This window comes from Caballeronia sp. dw_276 (assembly GCF_018449635.1).
Taxonomy (GTDB): Bacteria; Pseudomonadota; Gammaproteobacteria; order Burkholderiales; family Burkholderiaceae; genus Caballeronia.
On record NZ_JAAVUV010000003.1, the window covers coordinates 281,232 to 303,283 of the forward strand.

At 61.4% G+C, this 22,052-nt stretch carries 16 protein-coding genes; 7 read left to right on the top strand and 9 right to left on the bottom strand.

Annotation, left to right across the window (positions count from 1 at the left end):
- The first annotated feature begins 56 nt into the window (after positions 1–56).
- From rlmH to rng, 3 genes are read left to right on the top strand one after another with little or no spacing between them, the layout of a single operon-like run.
- The gene (rlmH, locus tag HB633_RS07120; protein ID WP_213777418.1) at positions 57–527 is read left to right on the top strand and encodes a 23S rRNA (pseudouridine(1915)-N(3))-methyltransferase RlmH; all 471 of its coding nucleotides are present in this window, start codon (positions 57–59) and stop codon (positions 525–527) included.
- A gap of 60 nt (positions 528–587) precedes the next feature.
- Complete coding sequence (locus tag HB633_RS07125; protein ID WP_213777419.1) at positions 588–1,208, top strand: Maf family protein; 621 nt, start codon at positions 588–590, stop codon at positions 1,206–1,208.
- A 7-nt stretch (positions 1,209–1,215) separates the two neighbouring features.
- Positions 1,216–2,685, top strand: coding sequence for a ribonuclease G (gene rng, locus HB633_RS07130; protein WP_213777420.1), 1,470 nt, complete (start codon positions 1,216–1,218; stop codon positions 2,683–2,685).
- A gap of 29 nt (positions 2,686–2,714) precedes the next feature.
- Here the strand turns inward: rng and HB633_RS07135 are convergent, their stop codons facing one another.
- Positions 2,715–2,945: a hypothetical protein gene (locus tag HB633_RS07135; RefSeq protein ID WP_213777421.1), complete on the bottom strand. Its 231-nt coding sequence runs from the start codon at positions 2,943–2,945 to the stop codon at positions 2,715–2,717.
- A 1,132-nt stretch (positions 2,946–4,077) separates the two neighbouring features.
- On the opposite strand from HB633_RS07135, the gene HB633_RS07140 reads away from it, so the two are divergent.
- From HB633_RS07140 to HB633_RS07150, 3 genes are all read left to right on the top strand, one after another.
- Positions 4,078–7,269 (top strand): multidrug efflux RND transporter permease subunit, encoded by a 3,192-nt coding sequence (locus tag HB633_RS07140; protein WP_213777422.1) that lies wholly within the window; start codon positions 4,078–4,080, stop codon positions 7,267–7,269.
- A gap of 81 nt (positions 7,270–7,350) precedes the next feature.
- Positions 7,351–7,650 (top strand): hypothetical protein, encoded by a 300-nt coding sequence (locus HB633_RS07145; protein WP_213777423.1) that lies wholly within the window; start codon positions 7,351–7,353, stop codon positions 7,648–7,650.
- 31 nt (positions 7,651–7,681) lie between these two features.
- Complete coding sequence (locus HB633_RS07150; protein WP_213777424.1) at positions 7,682–8,329, top strand: VC0807 family protein; 648 nt, start codon at positions 7,682–7,684, stop codon at positions 8,327–8,329.
- A 45-nt stretch (positions 8,330–8,374) separates the two neighbouring features.
- Here the strand turns inward: HB633_RS07150 and msbA are convergent, their stop codons facing one another.
- The 6 genes from msbA to HB633_RS07180 form a co-directional block, all read right to left on the bottom strand.
- Positions 8,375–10,093, bottom strand: a complete 1,719-nt coding sequence (gene msbA, locus HB633_RS07155; protein WP_213777690.1) for a lipid A export permease/ATP-binding protein MsbA — start codon at positions 10,091–10,093, stop codon at positions 8,375–8,377.
- 315 nt (positions 10,094–10,408) lie between these two features.
- Positions 10,409–11,695, bottom strand: coding sequence for an O-antigen ligase family protein (locus HB633_RS07160; RefSeq protein WP_213777425.1), 1,287 nt, complete (start codon positions 11,693–11,695; stop codon positions 10,409–10,411).
- Positions 11,692–12,828 carry a glycosyltransferase family 9 protein gene (locus HB633_RS07165; protein WP_213777426.1) on the bottom strand — a complete coding sequence of 379 codons (1,137 nt, stop codon included), beginning with the start codon at positions 12,826–12,828 and terminating at the stop codon, positions 11,692–11,694. Before HB633_RS07165 ends, HB633_RS07160 begins: the two co-directional genes overlap by 4 nt.
- Positions 12,829–12,931: 103 nt before the next feature.
- Positions 12,932–14,212 (bottom strand): nucleotide sugar dehydrogenase, encoded by a 1,281-nt coding sequence (locus tag HB633_RS07170; RefSeq protein WP_213777427.1) that lies wholly within the window; start codon positions 14,210–14,212, stop codon positions 12,932–12,934.
- 75 nt (positions 14,213–14,287) lie between these two features.
- Positions 14,288–15,106, bottom strand: a complete 819-nt coding sequence (locus HB633_RS07175; protein ID WP_213777428.1) for a polysaccharide deacetylase family protein — start codon at positions 15,104–15,106, stop codon at positions 14,288–14,290.
- A complete protein-coding gene (locus HB633_RS07180; RefSeq protein WP_213777429.1) occupies positions 15,103–16,200 on the bottom strand; it encodes a glycosyltransferase family 4 protein in 1,098 nt (365 codons plus the stop codon). Before HB633_RS07180 ends, HB633_RS07175 begins: the two co-directional genes overlap by 4 nt.
- A 397-nt stretch (positions 16,201–16,597) precedes the next feature.
- Here HB633_RS07180 and HB633_RS07185 point away from each other — a divergent pair, with 397 nt between their 5' ends.
- Positions 16,598–17,365: a glycosyltransferase family 2 protein gene (locus HB633_RS07185; protein WP_213777430.1), complete on the top strand. Its 768-nt coding sequence runs from the start codon at positions 16,598–16,600 to the stop codon at positions 17,363–17,365.
- Here the strand turns inward: HB633_RS07185 and HB633_RS07190 are convergent.
- Together HB633_RS07190 and dnaE are read right to left on the bottom strand one after the other, a co-directional pair.
- A complete protein-coding gene (locus HB633_RS07190) occupies positions 17,334–18,431 on the bottom strand; it encodes a glycosyltransferase family 4 protein (protein ID WP_213777431.1) in 1,098 nt (365 codons plus the stop codon). The two genes, HB633_RS07185 and HB633_RS07190, sit on opposite strands and share 32 nt — an antisense overlap.
- On the bottom strand, positions 18,431–21,994 hold the full coding sequence (gene dnaE, locus HB633_RS07195; RefSeq protein WP_213777691.1) for a DNA polymerase III subunit alpha: 3,564 nt from the start codon (positions 21,992–21,994) through the stop codon (positions 18,431–18,433). The genes HB633_RS07190 and dnaE overlap by 1 nt, the downstream gene beginning before the upstream one ends.
- Positions 21,995–22,052 lie beyond the last annotated feature (58 nt).

A 22,052-nucleotide genomic window follows, 5' to 3' on the forward strand; every position in this document is an offset into this window, starting at 1 on the left:
CAGTGCGAACGTGCCGCTTTGCCTGAAGGCGGACAGTTCGTGCGCCGTACGCTGCCATGAAACTCCATATCCTCGCGGTCGGCCACAAGATGCCCGACTGGATCGCAACCGGCTTCGACGAGTATGCGAAACGCATGCCGCCCGAGCTGCGCATAGAGTTGCGCGAGATCAAGCCTGAACAGCGCTCGTCGGGCCGTAACGCCGAGAGCGTGATGGCGGCTGAACGTGCGCGCATCGAAACTGCGTTGCCGAAGAATGCGCGTCTTGTCGCGCTCGATGAACGCGGCCGCGACTGGACCACGATGCAACTCGCCGGCGCCCTGCCCGACTGGCAGCAAGACGGTCGCGACGTGGCCTTCGTGATCGGCGGTGCGGATGGTCTCGATCCGCAAATCAAGGCACGTGCCGATGTGTTGCTGCGTGTGTCGAGTCTGACGCTGCCGCATGGCATGGTCCGCGTGCTGTTGGCCGAACAGCTTTATCGCGCGTGGAGCATCACGCAGAACCACCCCTATCATCGCGCGTGAACGGCAACGGGCCATCGAAGGCGCTGAACCGCCAACGCGTGCGCTTCGAGGATTGCCGCAATGCCATCGACCACGTTCCCGTTTGTTTATCTCGCGTCACAAAGTCCCCGGCGCAAAGAGCTTCTGCAGCAACTCGGGGTGAAGTACGAGTTGCTGCTGCCCCGCCCCGATGAAGACGCCGAAGCGCTCGAAGCCGAGCTTCCCGGCGAAGCAGCCGACGTCTATGTCCTGCGCGTATGCGCGGCGAAAGCACAGGCTGCATATGCTCGACGGTTAAAAGGCGAGCACGCGCGCTCACCCATCCTGGTCGCCGATACAACCGTCACGCTCAATGGCGCCATCATGGGCAAGCCGGATGACGCCGACCATGCCGTCGCGATGCTCGAACGCCTCTCCGGGCGCGATCACGAAGTGCTGACGGCGCTCGCCGTAGTCGATGCCGAAGGTACCTTGCTGCAGCCCGTGTTATCACGTTCGACCGTGCGCTTCGCCTCGGTCGGCCGTGCTGCACTGCAACGTTACGCCGCCACTGGCGAACCGCTCGGAAAGGCCGGTGCGTATGGCGTTCAGGGACGCGCGGCGGCGTTTATCGAACGGATCGAAGGGTCCTATTCGGGTATCATGGGCCTGCCTCTTTTCGAAACAGCTGCACTCCTGCGCGTGGCGCGCGTCGACTTCTAAACCGTCCATGAACGAAGAAATCCTGATCAACGTCACACCGCAGGAAACCCGCGTTGCCCTCGTTCAGCAAGGCGCGGTGCAAGAGCTTCACGTCGAGCGCACGTTGTCGCGCGGGCGTGTGGGCAATGTGTATCTGGGCAAGGTCGTGCGTGTGTTGCCGGGCATGCAATCGGCGTTTATCGACATTGGTCTCGAGCGCGCCGCGTTCCTGCATGTGGCCGACATCTGGCATCCGCGCATTGCGGGCGAAACGCATTCGAACGCGCCGCATATTCCCATCGAAAAGATCGTGTTCGAAGGGCAGGCGCTGATGGTGCAAGTGGTGAAGGACCCTATCGGCACGAAGGGCGCACGGCTTTCCACGCAAGTGAGCATCGCGGGGCGCACGCTGGTTTATCTGCCGCAGGAACCACATATCGGGATTTCGCAGAAGATCGCGAGCGAGGCCGAGCGCGAGGCCATTCGCGCGCGGCTCACGGCGGTTCTGCCCGTGGACGAAAAAGGCGGGTACATCGTGCGCACGATCGCGGAGGATGCAACGAGCGAAGAACTTGCTGCCGATGTCGCGTATCTGCGCAAGACGTGGGCAACGATCGTAGCGCAAGCAACGCGCGTGGCGCCCACATCACTGCTGCATCAGGATCTCAATCTGGCGCAGCGCGTCTTGCGCGATTTCGTCAACGACGAGACCTCACGCATTCAAGTCGATTCACGCGAGACGTACCAAATGCTTGCTGACTTCGCGGCCGAGTTCACGCCTGCCGTGGCTTCGCGCGTGCATCACTATGCGGGCGAGCGGCCGCTTTACGATCTGTACAACATCGAAGCGGAGATCCAGCGTGCTTTATCGCGACGCGTGGATTTGAAGTCGGGCGGTTATCTGATGATCGACCAGACCGAGGCCATGACGACCATCGACGTGAATACGGGTGGTTATGTCGGCGCGCGGAATTTCGACGACACCATTTTCAAAACGAATCTGGAAGCGGCCCATACGATTGCCCGGCAATTGCGCTTGAGGAATCTGGGCGGGATCATCATTATCGATTTCATCGACATGGAGAACGTCGAGCATCGCGATCAGGTTCTTGGCGAATTGAAGAAGGCGTTGTCGCGCGACCGGACGCGCGTGACGGTCAACGGATTTTCGCAACTCGGGCTGGTTGAAATGACGCGCAAGCGCACGCGCGAATCGCTCGCGCATGTGTTGTGCGAGCCGTGCCCGACGTGCGACGGAAAGGGTCAGGTCAAGACGCCGCGAACCGTGTGTTATGACGTGCTGCGCGAGATCATGCGCGAGTCGCGTCAATTCAATCCGCGCGAGTTTCGCGTGGTGGCTTCGCAGCAAGTAATCGATCTGTTCCTGGAAGAAGAGTCGCAACATCTGGCCATGCTGATGGACTTCATCGGCAAGCCGGTTTCGTTGCAGGTCGAGTCGAACCTGAGCCAGGAACAGTACGATATTGTTTTGATGTAGCCGTCGCCGGGGTGTCGCACGCCCCGCTTTCAATCCAGCAACACCCCCGGCCTCACCCTGATCTTCGACCTGATTCCTGCCTGCATGCCCGCCATCAATGTTTCGCGGCCTTTGCGGGTGACGCAGGTTGTCGAAAAAATCAGCTCGGCGTAACCCAGTTCGCGAAAATGCGTGGCAATCGCGGCGGGTATTCTGCCGCTTCCGTTTATTGCCAGTTCAAGCAGCCAGTCCAGTTCGAATTCGGTGAGGTCGTTGTGCATTGCTCTCTCCAATCTTCAAATGACCATCGTTTTCTGGAGCAGACAAAAATGCGACTGGCATCAATACGGCCGTTTCAAGAATCGAAAATCGACGGCCCCTCGATCGATACCGATCGAATATACGCACGCAAACTGCGGCCAGATTCAGCCGCGCCGCATCGCGCCCAGATATTTTTTTACCAATGAATGGGCGAACGTCGGGTAACGCTTGATTGAAAGGCGTATGCAAACTCCGGTCCACGCTTCGACAGTGAGATTGCGGCAAAGATAGCCCATTCATAGCCCATAGCCGTTACGACGCATTCGCGTACGTAACGTAACGAACCGGCGTAACAAACCAAAGATCCCGAACCGTTCCATACGGCTCCCGCACGACATGGCGCTCGTCGCCCTGCTTGCGCGAACGTGGCACGACTCATGCGGAGAGAGAACGCATCGCATCGACCAGTGCGAAGTCTGAAAGCGGCAAACGCTCTATTGATTACAAAAGGCGCAAAAGCCTTGAATCAAGCAGATCAACATTAAACAGCGACCGAAAAATGACGGCGCAACCGGGGAATCAAATTGAATAACTATCTCGTTGAAAAAGACCTCGCGCATCTGGAACGCGTGGTAAACAGAATTGCTTCGAGCCATGGGCTGTCTTTATCGTATTGGAGAAAGCGCGTGGATTCAATGCTATCCATGACGCTTATGCCGGCCCAACGCAAACGCATTGGACAGATCAACGCCGTCATCCGGATGCTCGAAGAAACAGATTCCAGCCCTGCATCGAGCTTTGGCTGAGAAAGGCTGAACCGGCAGAACTTGCGTTCCGGCAGGCGCCGAAGGCGGCCTGCCGGCGCTCGCGCGTCCGAATCAAGCACTTAGCGTCTTTTGACCACTCGCTTCAACCCCACCCATATCAGGTTTAATAATAGCCAATGCATTAAAGATATATTCGGCATTCGTAAAATGCGGAAATCCGATGCTGGCCCATTATTAAAAAAATATGAACGCGCCTGATCCTGACCTCCTTATTTAATAAGACTGGACACCGTCTTTTTATATTTCTAAGATCGATTTTCCGTTGGCTCCGCTGCCCGCGCGTGCACGCCCGGCGGAATAACCCCGTTAAATCGTCAGGACCTGCGTGTCGTCTTTTTTTATCGATCGTCCGGTATTTGCATGGATCGTAGCGCTCGCTATTTTCGTCGCGGGCGCACTCGTCACGCCGTTCCTGCCGGTCGCGCAATACCCGCGGCTCACGCCGCCGCGCATCGTGATCTCGGCCATGTATCCGGGTGCGGCTCCTGAAAGCGTCGACAACACGGTTGCGAGCGTGATCGAGGAAAGTCTCGATGGCGCCGAAGGCCTGCAGTATTACGAGACGACAAGCGATAGCCTCGGCGAACTCGAGATCGCTGCCACGTTTTCGGCGGGCACGAATCCGGACATCGCCATGGTCGATGTCCAGAACCGCATGAAGCAGATCGAATCGCGGCTGCCTCAGCAGGTCGTGCAGCAAGGTATCAGCGTGTTCAAGTCCACGGGCACGTTCCTGATGCTCGTGGCGCTGACCTCCACCGACGGCAAGCGCGATTCCGTCGTGCTGAGCGATTACGTCAACCGCTACATGCTGCGCGACTTGAAGCGCGCGCCCGGCGTGGGCGCGGCCGATTTGTGGGACGCAGGCGAGGCGCTGCGTGTCTGGATCGACCCGATGAAGCTGCGCGAATACAACCTCGCCGCCGCCGATGTGACGCAAGCCATCGCCACGCAAAACTCCACAGTGACGGCCGGCACGCTGGGCGATGTGCCGTTTGTCGCGGGCCAGCAATTGACGGCGACCGTGACGGTGCGCGGCCAGCTGATCTCGCCGGATGAATTCGGCGAGATCGTCCTGAAGGCGCGGCCTGACGGCTCGGCGGTGCGGCTGAAAGACGTCGCACGGGTCGAAGTCGGCCGTGACAGTTACGCGTCGTTCTCGCGGCTGAACGGCAAGCCATCGGCAACGGTCGGCATCAAGCTCTCGCCGCAAGGCAACGCCATCGAGACATCGGATGCGATCCGCGCCAAACTCGCCGATCTGTCGCGCAGCCTGCCGCCGGGCGTGTCGGTCGTAATCCCCTTCGATACCTCCAGGTTCGTCCACGTCGCACTGCACGAAGTGGCGCTGACCTTGCTCGAAGCCGTGCTGCTCGTGTTCCTGGTCATGTGGCTGTTCCTGCGCGACTTGCGTTATGCGCTGGTGCCGACCGTCGTGATTCCGGTTGCGCTCACCGGCGCGTTGCTCGCGCTCTATGCGCTCGGCATGTCCATCAACGTCTTCACCATGTTCGCGCTGGTGCTCGCCATCGGGATTCTCGTCGATGACGCCATCGTGGTCGTCGAAAACGTCGATCGCGTGATGCGCGAGGAAGGCCTGGCGCCCAAAGCCGCCACCCGTCGGGCAATGCAACAGATGGGCAGCGCGATTGTCGGCATCACGGCGGTGCTGACCGCCGTCTTCGTGCCGATGGCATTTTTCCCTGGCAGCGTGGGCGGGATCTACCGGCAATTCACGGTGGCGATGATCGCGTCGATCCTCGTCTCCGCGTTCACCGCGTTGTCGCTCACGCCCGCGCTGTGCGCGAACTTGCTGAAGGCGCCACCACGCGAACCGCCGAACCATGGCGCTCACGGAGCGCATGGCTCGTCCGGCTTTTCCGCGATGTTCGATTGGACCTCGCGCAAATACAGCGGCCTCGTCACGCGTGTCTTGCGGCGGGCGGGTTCCATGTTCGTGGTGTATCTCGTCCTTGCCGGCGCATGCGCGCTGCTTTACTTGCATATGCCGAATGGCTTTTTGCCTCAGGAAGACCAGGCGCAGCTTCAGGTCATGGTCCAGTTGCCGGCCGGCGCCACGCAGGCGCGTACGCTCGCGGCGGTCGAACAGACCGAGGCCATTCTTCGGCGTGAACCGGCGGTATCGAATATCACGAGCGTGGTTGGCTGGAGCTTTCAGGGCAGCGGGCAGAATGTGGCGATGTGTTTTGTCGACCTGAAAGACTGGTCCTCACGCGATATCGATGCAAGCGCGTTGCGCGACAAGCTCAATCGTTCGCTTTCGGCCATCATGGACGCAACCGTATCCGCACAAATGCCGCCGCCCGTGCCCGGCATGGGCCATTCGGAAGGCTTTGTGATGCGGCTGGAGGATCGCGGCGGTATCGGCATTCAGGCGTTGACCGCGGCGCGCGAGCAGCTCTTCGAACAAGCCAGACGCAATCCCGCATTCGCCGATGTGCGCTCGGAAGCGCTACCCGACGCGCCGCGCATCGTGCTGGATATCGACCGCGCGAAGGCTTACGCACTCGGCGTCTCGTTCGACCGGATCGGCGATGCGCTCGGCAATACGTTCGGCTCGACTTACATCGACGACTTCCCCTCGGGCGGCCGGATGCGCCGCGTGATGATCGCCGCCGACGCGCCCTCGCGCATGACCGAAGCCGATCTCATGAACCTCTCCGTGCGCAATCTGGCGGGACAGATGGTGCCGCTGTCGTCGGTGGCGTCGCTGCACTGGACAACCGGCCCTTCCGTGCTCACGCGTTACAACGGCTCGCCTTCTCTCGATGTCAGCGGCCGCCCCGCCAATGGCGTGAGCTCCGGCGCGGCAATGGCCGAGATGGAGCGCCTCGCGCAGATGCTGCCCGTTGGCGTCGGCTTCGACTGGACCGATACCGCGCTGGAAGAGACCCGTGCGGCGCGGCTCACGCCGGTGCTGATCGGCTTGTCGCTGCTGGCGGTTTTCATGGCGCTTGCCGCCCTTTACGAGAGCTGGACCATTCCGCTGGCCGTGCTGACCATCGTGCCGCTTGGCATGATCGGCGCCGTGATCGCGATGTACACACGCGGCATGCCGAACGACGTGTACTTCAAGGTCGGCATGATCACGGTGATCGGGTTATCGGCGAAAAACGCGATTCTGATCGTGCAATTCGCGCGCACGCTGCACGCCGATGGCATGGCGCTCGCCGAAGCCATCGTCGCCGCGGCGAGCGCGCGCTTCCGGCCGATCGTGATGACATCGGCGGCGTTCCTGCTGGGCGTCACGCCCTTGCTGATCTCAAGCGGCGCAGGCGCGGAAAGCCGGCGCTCGATCGGCACCGGCGTATTCGGCGGCGCGATCACGGCGACCGTTCTCGGGCTCGTATTCACGCCGCTGGCGTTTTTCATCGTGGTATCGGCGCAAAGGTTCATGCAGCGCAAATTCAAGTCGATGACCCGCGAGAAAGTATTGGCCAATACTGAACTCGACGACCTGCCCCGCGCCGATGTCCAGCGCTCCGGAGAAGGCTGAGCCGGCTGCTTTCCCGATCACGTCAACGCAATCACCTATGATTGCTACAATCCGCGCTTTACGCGGTTGTGGAGGTTGGGAATGGCCTATCCCGCAGGTACCGTTGCGGCACTCAGTTCGGCGGCGGCGACGGTGTTTTCCATCGGCATCGTGTTCCTGGGCTATTGGGGCATCCACGAATCAACCCAATGGCATTTCGCCGATGTCACCGTTGCCGTCCTTGCGCTTGCCGGCTTCATATGTCTCGGTCTGGTGCCGTGGTTCGCAACGTCCCCGGTCGATCATCCCGACGATGATTCACTGATCCGCCACGCACGGCGCGCATTTCTGGCAGGCGTGGGCGCGCTCTGGCTCGCGATCGTCGTATCGATTTTCACGTGAACACGCGCTCTTGAAAAAACCACCCTTCAATATGAAGATTCGCGCTGACCAGGTGATCGAGCTGGTCGTGAATCTTGTATTGCCCTGGCTCGCGTACAAGCTCGCGTTGCCGTATTGGGGCGAGCTTGGGGCGCTCTACGCGTCGGCCGTTCCACCTATTGTGTGGAGCCTGGTTGAGTTTGCGAGGACCCGCCGGGTCGATGCGTTGAGCGTGCTCGTGCTGATCGGCATTGCGTTGTCCATTGTGCTGATGGCGCTTGGCGGCAGTCCGCGCCTGTTGCTGATGCGTGAATCGATGGCCTCCGGTGCCATTGGCCTTGCGTTCCTGCTGTCGCTTGCCGCGCGCCGGCCGCTGACGTTCTATCTGGCGCGGGCGACGGTGGCGCGCGAATCCGATGGCGGCGCCGAACGCTTCGAAACACTATGGGACAGCCGTCCTCAACTGCGCCGTTCGATTCGCCTGATGACGTTCGCCTGGGGGCTGGGACTGACCGGTGAAAACCTGTTGCGCGCATGGCTTGCATGGCACTGGCCGATCGAACGTTTCCTGCTGGTTTCGCCGTTTGTCGGATACGGCATTTACGGTGGGCTGACCGTGTGGACGCTTATCTACCGCAAGCGGATGAAAGCGCGCGAAATGGCCACGTCAAACAATACGGTTCCGGATTCCGCGCAATAAAAAACGCGCCCTCGGGCGCGTTTTTGTTCGAAGCGATTGCCTGCTTCAAGCCGCCTGCTGCTGATACTGAATCCGATGCAAATTCGCATACAGCCCGTTCAGCCGCAGCAATTCGGCATGGCTGCCCTGCTCCGCAATCTTGCCTGCGTCCATGACGAGAATGCGGTCCGCGCGCTCGATTGTCGATAACCGGTGCGCAATGACCAGCGTCGTGCGACCTTTCATCAGCGTTTCTAGCGCTTCCTGCACGTGCCGCTCCGACTCGGAGTCGAGCGCGGAGGTGGCTTCATCCAGAATCAGGATCGGCGCGTCCTTGTAGATGGCCCGCGCGATCGCAAGCCGCTGGCGCTGGCCGCCCGAAAGCCGCATGCCGTTGCCGCCCACGCGTGTCTCCATGCCTTCCGGCATCGCCTCCACCACGTCCACGAGATTCGCCGCGGCAAGCGCCGCCCTCACCCGTTCGCGATCCGGGGTCTGGCCATACGCGACGTTGGCAGCGATCGTATCGTTGAAGAGCACTACGTCCTGGCTCACCATCGCCATTTGGCTGCGCAGGTCGTGCAGGCTGTATTCGGTAAGCGCCACGCCGTCGACCATCACCGCGCCGCCGGCCGGATCGAAGAAACGCGGCAGCAAGTTGACCAGCGTTGTCTTGCCGCTGCCCGATGCACCCGCCAGCGCCACCATCTCGCCGGGCGCGACCTTGAAGGACACAGAGTCCAGCGTGGGCCCGGCGCTTGCGCCATAGCTGAACGAGACATCGCGGAACTCGACCTCGCCGCGCGCGCGCTCCAATGGACGGCCGCCGCCTTCGGGCTCCACGGGTTCATCGATAAGACCAAAGATCAGCTCGGCCGCCGTCATGCCGCGCTGCAGCGGCTGGTTGATATCGATCAGATGCTTGAGCGGCGAAATCACGAGCAGCATGGACGTGACGAACGCGACGAAGCCGCCGACTGTGGTCTGGTCGTTCGCCGATTGCACCACGGCGATGGTGATCACGATCGCGAGCGCAATCGATGCCAGGAATTGCGTGAGCGGCTGCGCGAGACCGCCGGACACCGTCATGCGCATGGAGTAGCCGCGCAGGCGGTTGCTCATGTCGGTGAAGCGGTCGTTTTCGTACTTCTGGCCGTTGTGCACCTTCACGACCTTGTACCCGCCGACCGTCTCTTCCACGATGTACGACAGTTCGTTCGTCAGCAGTTGATGTTCGCGGTTGAGGCGCCGCAAGCGCCGGTTGATCTTGCTGACAAGCCAGCCGATAGCCGGCAGGATCACCGCGATCACCAGCGTCAGCCGCCAGTTGAGAATGAACAGGTAGCCAAGCAGGAAGATCACCGTCAGCGAATCGCGCACGAGCGTCACGACAACGCTTTGCAGCACGCTCAGGATCTGGTTCACCTCGAAAACGATGGCGTTGATGATCGTGCTGGCCGTTTCACGCTGAAAGAATCCGGCGCTGGTGTTGATCATCCGGTCGAACATCTTGAGGCGCAGTTCGAGCAGGATCTTGTTGGTCACATACGAAAGCAGATAGCCCGACGCGTATTGCATGCCGCCGCGTACGACCGCAAGTCCGACAACGGCGGCCGGCACGATCCACTTGGCGCTCGCGCTGCCGTGCGCGCCGAAACCATGGTCGAGCAGCGGTTTCAGCAGCATGGGGATACCCGCTTCGCTCGCGGCGACAAAACCCATCGCGATCAGGCCGAGCGCAACAATGCCGAGCAGCGGCCGGATGTATGGCCAGAGCCGGGTCATGACGGCGGCCGGCGAAGTGGCCTTGCCGCCGCCGATCGTTTTGCTCAAGGTGGGCTTTTGACTCAAGAGTTGTTTCCTTTGTTGTGCTTGCTGCGCGCGCGGGCCGGGGGTTGCCGCTCGCGCGGCGCCTGTGCCTTATGGACTTGTCATGCCCTTGCACGGTGCCGATTCGGCAAACCGACATTGTAATCCGGCGAGGGGCTGTGTCTCATTAAGACCCGCGGGGCTGGCCGATGCGTAAGCTTGCAGGTTTTGCGGCGCTCACCGCGCTCAGGCAGGTCCAAAGCGCTCATGGAAGAGTAACGCCCCTGTCTCTCAGCCCTTTGCGTCCTCTCGCGCTCCCGGGATCATTCCCGCCATCTTCTCGCCCTGGCCCATCAAGAACCCGGAGAAGCACCAGAATGCGAGGGCTGTCGTCTGCCACATGAAGTCATCGGTCGAATTCTTGGCCACCATGCCCATCACCAACGCTATTCCCGCTGCACTCACCCACGGCACCGCGTGACGTAGCCGCCAGAATCGCCAGATCAACGCCAGCAACAACGATATCTCGAGCACCACGCCGACGATGCCCGTCTCCAGCCACGTGTTCAAAAACAGGTTGTGCGCGTGCGTCAACGCCTGCGGCTCACGCTCTAGCAAGCTCGGCGGAATCTCGGCCTGAAAGACCCGTCCCGGCAAAGGCTTGCCAAAACCAACGCCTGTCCACGTGCGCGCCTCACCTTCCCTGCCATAAAAAGCCCAAAGTTTGGGACGCGTGTCCGAAGACATTGCATCGCCGATACCGGCCAGAACCTCCGGCACGTACATCTTGTCCCCGGCAACCGTGACTTCGCGCGCCGCCGGTTTCGGCATGTTGTGCCCAAGGCGCAAGCGCACGCTCAGCTCGAGCGTTCCCACCGCGGCGACGCAGATCACCACAACGCTCACTGCCGCAAGCAACAAATGCCTTCGATACAACGGGTAAGCCGCGATCACCAGCGTGAGCCCCGCAGCCGGCCAGAAAAAACGGTTGAGCGTCGCCAGGCCGATGACCAGCGCCAGCACGATTCCGCTCAGCCCCCAGAGCCTCCAGCGGCGATCCATCAGGAGCCCGGTGAAAAGCGTTATCGAGAAGATGGCGAGCGTGCTCGTGTGACCCACCCGGTTGTAGTAATGCAGAAGCACATCGGCGGGATCGGTGGGCGGCTGCAAGCGGCCCCAGTAGTACAAGCTGCCGGCCGCGAGCAGCAGGCACGCGACCCAGTTGATCAGCACGATCTGCTGCGGCCGCTCAGTGCGCGTACCGACGAGCCAGAAGGCCAGGAACGACACGAGCGGATACAGCACTTCGTCGAGCCACGCATGCATGCTGTCGCGCGGAAACGGCGACCATGAAACGGATATCAACGCCCAAGCAGCCCACGCCGCGATGGGCCACAGCAACGGCCAGCGCAACGGCGATGGCCGTTCCGGCGAAAAAGCCGCAGCAAGCGTGCCGATACCCACAAGCCCCAGCGCCATGTTTTCGAGCGCGGTCATGTGGGCGAACATCGCGACAAACATAATGACTGGACACGCCACCCACAGAACGCGTTCCACCTGCATGCACATCTTCGTCATTGCACTCCCGGAAGAGCCGCCCGCAAGCTGTTGCAGACAGCTTCGAGCGAAATAAATCCCATGCAATCGGCATGGTCGCCGCGCCACGCGACACACGTCGATGTATTGCGATCACAGCGGCGCGCCCACGCCACATACCGCCTGAAAATATCGGGCTGATCACGACACGGCATGTCAGCGATAGTAACCGGCGTGAACGGCGCATCACGCCAGTAGTTTCCCGCGCCGTGTATCAGCGCGTTGCCCGGCCCGAACAGCGCGATGGTCGGTACGCCGGTCAGACGCCCGAGGTGCGCCACGCCGGTATCGGGGCAGACGATCGCCCGCGCGCCGGCAAACATATGCCATGCCTGACGCAGGTCGATACGGCCGGCAAAGCTCGGATACCGGCCGGCCGGATCGATAGCGTCGATCAGCGCTGTTTCGCTGGGGCCGCCGCTCCAGACCGGCGCCAGCCCGAGCGTTTCAACGAACGCCGCCAGCGCGCGCCAGCGGTCGTCCGGCCAGCGCTTGACGTCGGTGCTCGCCCCCGGATGCAGCACCACGTAAGGCTTCTGCAAGATACGGGCATCGTCTTCTGCGAGCGCCGCGGGCGCGGGCGCCGGCCAGTCAGTCGTCCTGTATGGACGCGGCGGCGGCCCTTCGACCAGCCGCGCAGCCAGGTCGGCCCAGGCGCCGGGCTGGCCCGGGTACGGCACGGCTTCGTCGAGCGGCCAGTTCTTCCATGCGGGGACATCGTGCGCATGGCCGGCGATCCACCGGCATCCGGCCGCGAGCGCAAGCCACGCATGACGATTGTCCCCTGCCACGAAGCCGAGATCGTACGGTCCCGAGCGCAGCACGGCATTCACCGACCCTACGTCACGCGGATCGAAAGGAATCACTTCGACACCAAACGGCTTGCCGGCATAAAGCGGCACGATGGGTTTCGGGCAGGTCAGCACGATCTGCGCATCCGGATGTTGCGCGCGCAATTTGGCGATGAGCGGCGTCAGCAGCAGCGTGTCGCCAAGCAACAAGTGATGCGCGATCAGAACGCGCGTGACCACCTGCGGCTTCCGGCGCAACGGCTTTAACGTCAGCCGGGGCAATGCGCGGGTCATGATGCGCATGCGTCCAGAAAGTCGGCTCATCGGACAGCGTTCCTGCTTGAGAATTGGAGTGTGTGGGTTGCGATTGTTGCGCGTCAAAACCACGCCCGAGTCAGCGATCAAGCGATTCAGGCTCCCAAGCCGTTCACAAACGCCAGGCGACGAGCCCCGCCGCGCGGATCTCCTCCAGCGGCAAACTCGACTTGACGTCGGCAAATACGGCGCCCGGTTTCGCCAGCGCGATCAATGCGCCCGTATTTTGCAGGAAATCTCGATGCGGCACCGCGAGAACAACAAGATCGACCGGTTCCAGCGCACTAAAAGGTGTCAGCGTCGCGCCGTATTCGTCGAAAGCCTCTTCCCGATCCGCGAGTGGATCGTGGAGCTGGACGTTCAGGCCATAGTCTTCCAGGTGATGAACGATATCGATCACCTTGGAATTGCGCAGGTCCGGACAATTCTCCTTGAACGTAAGTCCGAGCACGACCGCCTTGGCGCCAAGCGGCGCCCGTCCGGTCCGGATCAGCGTCTTCACGGCGCGCTCGGCGACGAACCGGCCCATGCCGTCGTTCACGCGCCGCCCGGCCAGAATCACCTGCGGCGTGTAGCCGGACACCTGGGCCTTGTGCGTCAAATAGTAAGGGTCCACGCCGATGCAATGACCGCCCACCAGCCCGGGCGTGAACGGCAGAAAATTCCACTTGGTGCCGGCGGCGTCCAGCACTTCGCGGGTATCGATATCGAGATAATCGAAAATGATCGCCGCCTCGTTCATCAGCGCGATATTCAGGTCGCGCTGCGTGTTTTCGATCACCTTCGCGGCCTCCGCCACCTTGATGGACCCGGCGCGGTACACCCCCGCCGTCACGACCGAGCCGTACACCTCGGCGACCAGATCGAGCGTCCTTGCATCCGACCCGGAGACGATCTTCACGATATTGCAGAACGGGTGCAGCTTGTCGCCGGGGTTGATGCGCTCGGGGCTGTATCCCACCGTGAAATCCGTGCCGAAGCGCAAGCCCGATTCGCGCTCGAGGATCGGCACGCAGATTTCCTCGGTGACGCCCGGATAAACCGTTGATTCGTATACCACGATGTCGCCGCGCTTGAGCGCCCGTCCGACCGTTTCGGATGCGCGGATCACCGGCTGAAGGTCGGGCTGCGCGCCAGCGCTGATCGGCGTGGGTACCGCCACGATGTGAAAATCGGCTTGCTTCAAGGTCTCGATGCTATCGGTCAGCTCGATCTGCGCGCGAGCCAGTTCGTCGCGGCTGACTTCGCCGTTCCGGTCCAGGCCCGCGCGAAGGTCGGCGAGCCGGTTCGGGCTGACATCGAAGCCGATCGTGCGGCGTTGCATGCCAAAAGCGATGGCGACGGGCAAACCCACGTAGCCCAGGCCGATAACGGAGACGTGTCGATCATGCATGGCGGTAAATACTCGTAAATGTCAGGACTTGCGTGGGCCTGAATGCGTCGCGACTGCGGTTGCATCGGTCCATCGTCATTTGATTTTCAGATAAAGGCGGCTGAGAAGCGGTCGGCTGTGAACCCACAAGCGGCTTTTCAGCCAGGGCGCGGGTTTATTGCGTACGTCGAGCCGGAGGATATTGCCCGGATCGCCACGCTGGACATTCGTGCCCGGTTGCACCGTGTAGAGATGGCGAAAACCCGCGGCTGCCGCCTCTTCGAGATAGTCGGCGTCGAAGTAACCTTGCGGCCAGCAAAGATGATCCGATGTCTCACCGAGATTGCGCTCGAGCGTTGCCCGGGCTTCGAGCAGATCGTGGCGAAGGCCGGTGCGCTTGGCGGCCGGGTCTGCGCTCACGCGATCCCAGCGCGTATGGGTATGCGTGTGACTATGGAATTCGAACGTCCCGGCCTCGCGCATTGCATGAATTTCGGACCACCGCGCTATGACCTTGTCAGTCTTGCCCGACTCGATGGCCGCCTTCGACGCCGTATGGCCCAGCAATTGGAGGACGCCCGGCGATGCACCCAACATGTTCGGTCGCACGGGTCCGTCGTTGACCCATCCCGAAACGAGGAACCCGATCGCCGTGAAACCATGCCGTGCAAGTACGGGATGCGCGTGAACCCAGTTGTCGAGGTAACCGTCGTCGAAGGTGAGCACGACCGACTTTTCGGGCACCGGCTCGCCCGCCAGATACGCACTGAAGGCGTTTGCGCCGAGCGTGGTATAGCCTTCGTGCGCGAGCATTGCCATCTGATCCGCGAAATTCGCCGGCGACACGGTCACCGCGCCCGGCGCCGGGCTCACGTGGTGGTACATCAGCACCGGCACGGCGCGCGCCGTCTTCATGCAAGACCCCGCTCGCTCAGGCTGCTGACGTAGAACGCGGCCATTTCGTTTGCCATGGTATCGACGGAAAAGCGCGTCTGTGTCACCGCCAAACCGGCATCGCCCATGCGGCGGCGTTCATCCGGCGCATCGACCAGCCGCAGCAACGCGGCGGCAAGCGCGCGATCGTCGTGCGCTGGAACGAGCAGGCCGTTCACGCCGTCGTCGATCACTTCAGGCACGCCATCCACCGCCGTGCCGATGACCGGCAACCCGGCAGCCATGGCCTCGATGAACGACGTACCCAGCGCCTCCTGATGCGTCGGCAACACGAAGAGGTCGAAGCCTGCCAGCACGTTGGGGATATCGCGGCGCAGGCCGAGCATATGGACGTGATCCGTGAGACCGTTGCCCTGCACGCTGGCGCGGATTTCATCGAAGAGCGGTCCGTCGCCGGCGAAGACAAAATGCAGATTCGGTCTTTGTTCTATGAGAGGTTTCGCAATCCGGATCAAGTCCGCGTGGCCTTTCTTGTCGCGCAGGATTGCAACCGTGCCGGCGATCACCGCATCTTCGCCGAGGCCGAGTTCCGTGCGCAAAGTCGACGCTGCCCGGCTCACCGAAGGCGGTTTCACGATACCCGTATAGATTGTCACGATATCTTTTTCCGGCACGCCTTCCGAGACCAGATAACGCCGCACTGACTGGCTCACCGCCACCACCTTGTGCGGCAGCCACGTGTAGGTCGCGCGCGACGTGATGGCAAGCGCGAGGTGGCGCGTACGCACAATCAGCGGCGTTCCGGCAAGCCGCGCCGCGGCGCCCCCCAAAAGGCTGTCGCGGCCACTGTGCGTGTTGAGCACGTCGAAGCTGCGTTCCTTCAAAAGCTGCCGCATGCGCGCAACCGCGCTGATGTCCATGCCGGAACGCATGGGCGTTGTGTGGATTGTGAATCCTTCGGCGCCCAGCCGCTCGCCGAGCCGCGCGCCGGGTACGCAGACGAGTTCCAGTGTGTGACCGCGATCACGCAGCGCAAGCATTTCCTTGAACGTGCGATGTTCCTGACCGCCCCATCCGTTGGACGATTCGCTGTGCAAAATTCTCAGCGGTTTCATTGCAGTGATGGACTCCGAGTGATTCTTTATGATCCGCTGCGCGAGCCAGGCGGTTGTATTGTGGGTACTACCCGTGCGTTCGTTTCATGCATCGATATGATTCAACGGTCGTGCCCGCGAGGACAAATTGACGCGTGTATTCCCCGTGCGTTCGTTCCGGCAACAAGCCGGACAGCCGGAGTCTGGTATAACGATGTCCGGTCGGCGGACTTCAGGTGCCACGCACCGTGCGGTGCTTGCATGGTGCTTGATTCGTGCTTCGTCCGGTCTTGCAAACGCGCACAAAGAGGTGCGGCCCGCCGAAGCAAATCGCCGTGACAGCGACTATAAACGCAGCACTCGCGGCTGGTGCTTTTAGCGTCAAATTATAGCAATTCACGTACCCTATATTCGGCCCATGACCCGCCCAACGCTCGGCATCGCCCTTATCACTTTTAATGCAGCGGCCCGTCTCGCGCAATGTCTCGAGGCTGTTGCATTTGCGGATGAAATCATCGTGATCGATGGCGGCAGCACCGACGCCACGGCCGGCATAGCGGAGGCGCATCGCGCGCGCGTAATAGAAGTACGGGATTGGCCCGGCTTCGGCCCGCAGAAAAACCGTGCGCTCGATGCGCTGACGACAGACTGGGTGTTGTCCATCGACGCCGATGAAATCGTGTCACCGGAGCTGGGGCTTGCAATCCGCGAAGCGCTCGCAAAACCACAAGCCGATGTCTACGCGGTCGACCGTTTATCGAATTTTTGCGGGAACTGGATTTATCACAGCGGCTGGTATCCGGACTGGATTCCGCGACTTTTCAAGCGCGGCACCGCGCGTTTCTCCGATGACCTCGTGCACGAGCGACTCGTGCTTTCGCAGCCGGACGCAACAAAGGTCGCGCGCTTGAACGGCAAGCTGATGCACTACTCGTACGAGGACTTCGAGACCGTGTTGCGCAAGCTGGATACTTACTCGACGGCCGGCGCCCAACAACGTCACGCGGCGGGAAAACGCGGCAGCTTCAGCACGGCAGTGCTGCGCGGCGCGTGGGCGTTCATGCGCACCTACTTTCTACGACGCGGTTTTCTCGATGGCCGCGCCGGTTTCATGATCGCCGTTTTTAATGCTCAGACCGTGTATTACCGTTTTCTCAAGCTCGCGCAGTTGAACCAGCCGCACTGATGGCAAGCTCAAGTAATGCGCCGACGTGCGCGGCGATGCTTGTGTCGTAAAGAATGGATGCAGCCGATACGTTTGCCGGTTTTGCGTCGAGCCCGCGCTGCACGGCGCGGCGCAAGTCGTCGGCATTGCCGGGCTGAAACGTGAACTTCGCACTGTCCGCAATCGCGCTGACGCAACCAATGTTCGTCGAAAAAATCACCGGCGTTCCACACATCACGGACTCGATACCCACAAGCCCAAACGGCTCATAGGTCGACGCGAGAATCGTGAAGTCCGCCGCGCGATACACGTCCTCGATGTTCTTCGCGTATCCGATGTACCTGATCTTGTCCGACGTCTGTGCAGGCGGCCTGCCTGCGACCGCGATCACGACGGGCAAACCACTGTCTCGCAACGCCGCTTCGATCAGCGGCAAACCCTTGCGCTCGTGACTGCTGGATGGAAAGAGCAGGATGATTTCGTTATCGGCAAAGCCAAATTGCTTGCGAAGCGCCGCGCGCTTTTGCGCCGACACCACCGAAAACCGCGTACCGTCCACGGGCGGATAAAGCACGCGGATTTTCGAATCGGGCACCGCGTAGAGCGTGCGCAATTCGTCGCGCATCATCTCCGAGTGCGCAACGACGACCTTGGCCTGCTGATACTGCAAACGCTCGATCCTGATCTGACGGCTATCAGAAGGGCGTTCATCCCGTTTGCTCGCGGCCAGAAAGCCAATATGCGTTCCGCCGCAAATCGCGATCTCCGACGACTCCACGCGATTGCATCCGATCAGCACATCGACTTGCGCATGCTTGCGCGCACGCTTGAGCGCCCAGTTGAAATACGTGTCGCGCAGCTTGGATGGCAGCAGCGACACGTTGATCCTATGCGCGGCGACCATTGCGCTTTCGGGCTGCGACGTATCGAACTTGCGGGCAAAAAACGCCGGCTTGTGCTCGTCAATGAAACCCGCCGTGTTCAGTCCGCGAACGAGGTCGAGCGCGTAACGCTCGAGCCCGCCACTTTGTTTGAGCGCGTTGGCGGAGATGCCGAGATTCGGCCACGCCTTGTTCCCGGCGCGCATCAATAAACGATTTCGATGGAGCTACCCGCGAACTCTCCTCGCAACGCCGTGATGAGATCGTCGGTTGGCTTGACGCGCCATTCGTCGCCAAGCCGCACTTCGCCTTCCGCGTGCTCGCTTCTGTACAGGATGCTCACGTTGAGGCCATTTGGGATCTGCACCGGCGCACGCTGGCCGCGGCCGCCGCCGTCGCGGTCCCCGCCCCGAGCGCCGCCGCGCGACGAAGCCTGAACCGCCGCTGGCGCCGCTGCTTGCTCGGGCGGCGCACTATGAGCTTCCAGTACTTTCTTCAATCGCAATGCGTCGGCGTTGCCGTTCATTTCGACCTTCACCGATTGCGCGTATTTGCTGCGGGCACGCTCAAGATCCATTGCCGCTTCGACCGTAAAGCGAATGCCGCCGGTGAACGCGTCGTTGCGCGCCTGCCCTTGCACGACGAGCAACTCGTCTTCCTTGTAGAGCGCCTTGTTCGCTTCGAACTGTTCGTTGAACACCGTGACTTCACACTGTCCCGTGCCGTCGTCGATATTCACGATCAGCATCTTGCCGCGCTGAGTCATCTGCGTGCGCATGGTCGTGATCACGCCGGCCACGAGCTTCTCGCGCCCTTCCTTCAACTCGCCGATCTTCTGGCGGACGAAGCGGCGGACTTCGGTCTTGTAGGCGTCGAAGAGATGGCCCGACAAATAGAAGCCCAGCGCGCTTTTCTCTTCCTGCAAGCGCTTCTTGTCAGACCACATGGGTTCATCGACGAGTTCGTGGCCTTGTTGGGGTTCGTCGCCCATGTCGAAGAGACCGGACTGCATGGCGTTGGCCGCGGCCTGATCCGCCGCTTCCATGGCGAGCGACACCGATGCAATCAGTTGCGCCCGATTGTCATGCAGCGAATCGAACGCGCCGGCCCGGATCAGCGCTTCCACCGTGCGCCTGTTCACCATGCGGCGATCCACGCGCATGCAAAAATCGAAGATATCCGTGAACGGTGCTTCTTCGCGCGCCCGCAAGATTTCTTCGATAGCGCTCTGCCCGCTGCCCTTCACCGCGCCGAGGCCGTATCGAATGGTCTTGGAACGCTTGCCGTCGGCTTCGGCCACCGGCTCGAACCGGTAAGCGGACTGATTGATGTCCGGCGGCAACACGATCATCTTGTTGACGAGGCAATCCTCGAACAGGATCTTGACCTTGTCCGTGTCGTCCATGGCGAGCGACATGTTGGCCGCCATGAATTCGGCCGGATGATGCGCCTTGAGCCACGCCGTGAAGTACGCGAGCAACGCATACGCTGCCGCGTGTGACTTGTTGAAACCGTAGCCCGCGAACTTTTCCATCAAGTCGAAGATTTCGTCGGCTTTGCCGGCCGTCAGGCCATTCTTCGCCGCGCCCTGCCGGAACAGTTCGCGATGTTCGGCCATCTCCTCGGCCTTCTTCTTGCCCATCGCGCGGCGGAGCAAGTCGGCGCCACCAAGCGAGTATCCGCCGATGATCTGCGCCATCTGCATCACCTGCTCCTGATAGACCATGATGCCGTAGGTCTCTTTCAGGACAGATTCCACCCGCGGGTCCGGATATTCCACGATCTCGCGGCCATGCTTACGCGCGCAGAAGCTCGGGATCAGGTCCATCGGGCCCGGACGATACAACGCCACCAGCGCAATGATGTCTTCGAACCGGTCAGGCTGCGCGTCCTTCAACATGCCCTGCATGCCGCGGCTTTCCAGCTGGAACACGGCGACCGTATTCGCTTTCTTGAGGATCTGGAACGAAGCGGGATCGTCGAGCGGGACCTGCGACAGGTTCCAGTCTTTCTTCGATGGATCCAGCCGGCGGATATACCGTTCAGCCCAGTCGAGAATGGTGAGCGTGGTCAGGCCCAAGAAGTCGAACTTCACGAGCCCGACGGCTTCCACGTCGTCCTTGTCGTACTGGCTGACCACGCCGCCGTCTTCGCCTTGCGTATAGAGCGGGCAAAAATCCGTGAGCTTGCCCGGCGCGATCAGGACGCCGCCCGCGTGCATGCCGACGTTACGCGTGAGCCCTTCCACGCGCTGTGCAAGTTCGATCAGCTGGTGCACTTCGTCTTCGTTGTCGAAGCGATCCTGCAGCGTGGGCTCTTCCTTCAGCGCGTCCGCAATGGTGACGTGCTTGCCCGGCTTGAAAGGAATCAGCTTCGCGATGCCGTCGGTGAACATGTAGCCGAGATCGAGCACGCGGCCAATGTCACGCACGGCCGCTTTTGCGGCCATCGTGCCGAAGGTTGCGATCTGCGATACCGCGTCGGCGCCGTACTTCTGCTTCACGTACTGAATGACGCGGTCACGCCCTTCCTGACAGAAGTCGATGTCGAAGTCAGGCATCGACACGCGGTCGGGATTCAGGAATCGTTCGAACAGCAGGTTGTACTTGAGCGGATCGAGATCGGTAATGAACAACGCGTACGCGACCAGCGAACCCGCGCCCGATCCGCGACCCGGGCCGACCGGCACGCCATTGTTCTTCGCCCACATGATGAAGTCGGCGACGATCAGGAAGTAGCCCGGGAAGCCCATGCCAATGATGGTCTTGCACTCGAATTCCAGGCGCGCGTAATACGTCTCGCGCTGCGCCTCGCGCGCGGCTTCATCGGGATAAAGCTGGGCGAGGCGCTTCTCGAGCCCTTCCTTCGACAAATGCACGAGGTAGTCGTCGAGCGACATGCCGTCGGGCGTCGGGAAAAGCGGCAGTTTCGGCTTGCCGAGCTCCAGCTTCAGATTGCAGCGCTTCGCGATTTCAACCGTGTTCGCCAACGCCGACGGAATGTCCGCGAACAACGCGCACATTTCCTCTTGCGTACGAAAATATTGCTCGGTCGTGAAGCGCTTCTGACGGCGCGGATTCGCGAGCATGTCGCCCTCGGAGATACACACGCGCGCCTCGTGCGCCGTGAAATCGTCCGGGGTCATGAACTGCATGGGATGCGTGGCGACGACCGGCAACTTCAACTGCGCTGCAAGCGCGACAGCTTGCTGTATATAAGTCTCGCCGCCCGGATGTCCGGCGCGCTGTAATTCGATATAAAACGCACTCGGGAACAATTTGGCCCAGCGCTCGGCGTGACGAAGCGCAGCCTGGTCGTTACCGGCGGCGAACGCCATGCCGATATCGCCATGCTGCGCGCCCGACAGCGCCAGCAAGCCTTCCGACAACCCGCCTTCGAGCCATTCATATTCGACTTCCGCACGCCCGCGATACTGGTTCGTGAGCCAGGCTTTCGAAAGCAGCTCGCACAGGTTGAGATACCCGCGCTGATTCTTGACGAGCAGCAACAGGCGCGAAGGCTTGTCGCGATCTGCCGGATTGGTGATCCAGACGTCGCAGCCGGCGATGGGCTTCACGCCCTTGCTACGCGCTTCCTTATAGAACCTGACGAGGCCGAACGCATTGCCGAGATCGGTCAGCGCGAGCGCGCCCTGGCCGTCTTTGGCTGCGGCCTTGACGACGTCGTCAAGGCGCACGATGCCGTCGGCAATCGAGAATTCGGAGTGAACACGAAGATGGACAAAACGGGGATCTGACATGACCGATATTGTACATGCGCCTATTCGCGAAAATACCTCACGGAGCGCGCGTTAGCCATTCGGTCAG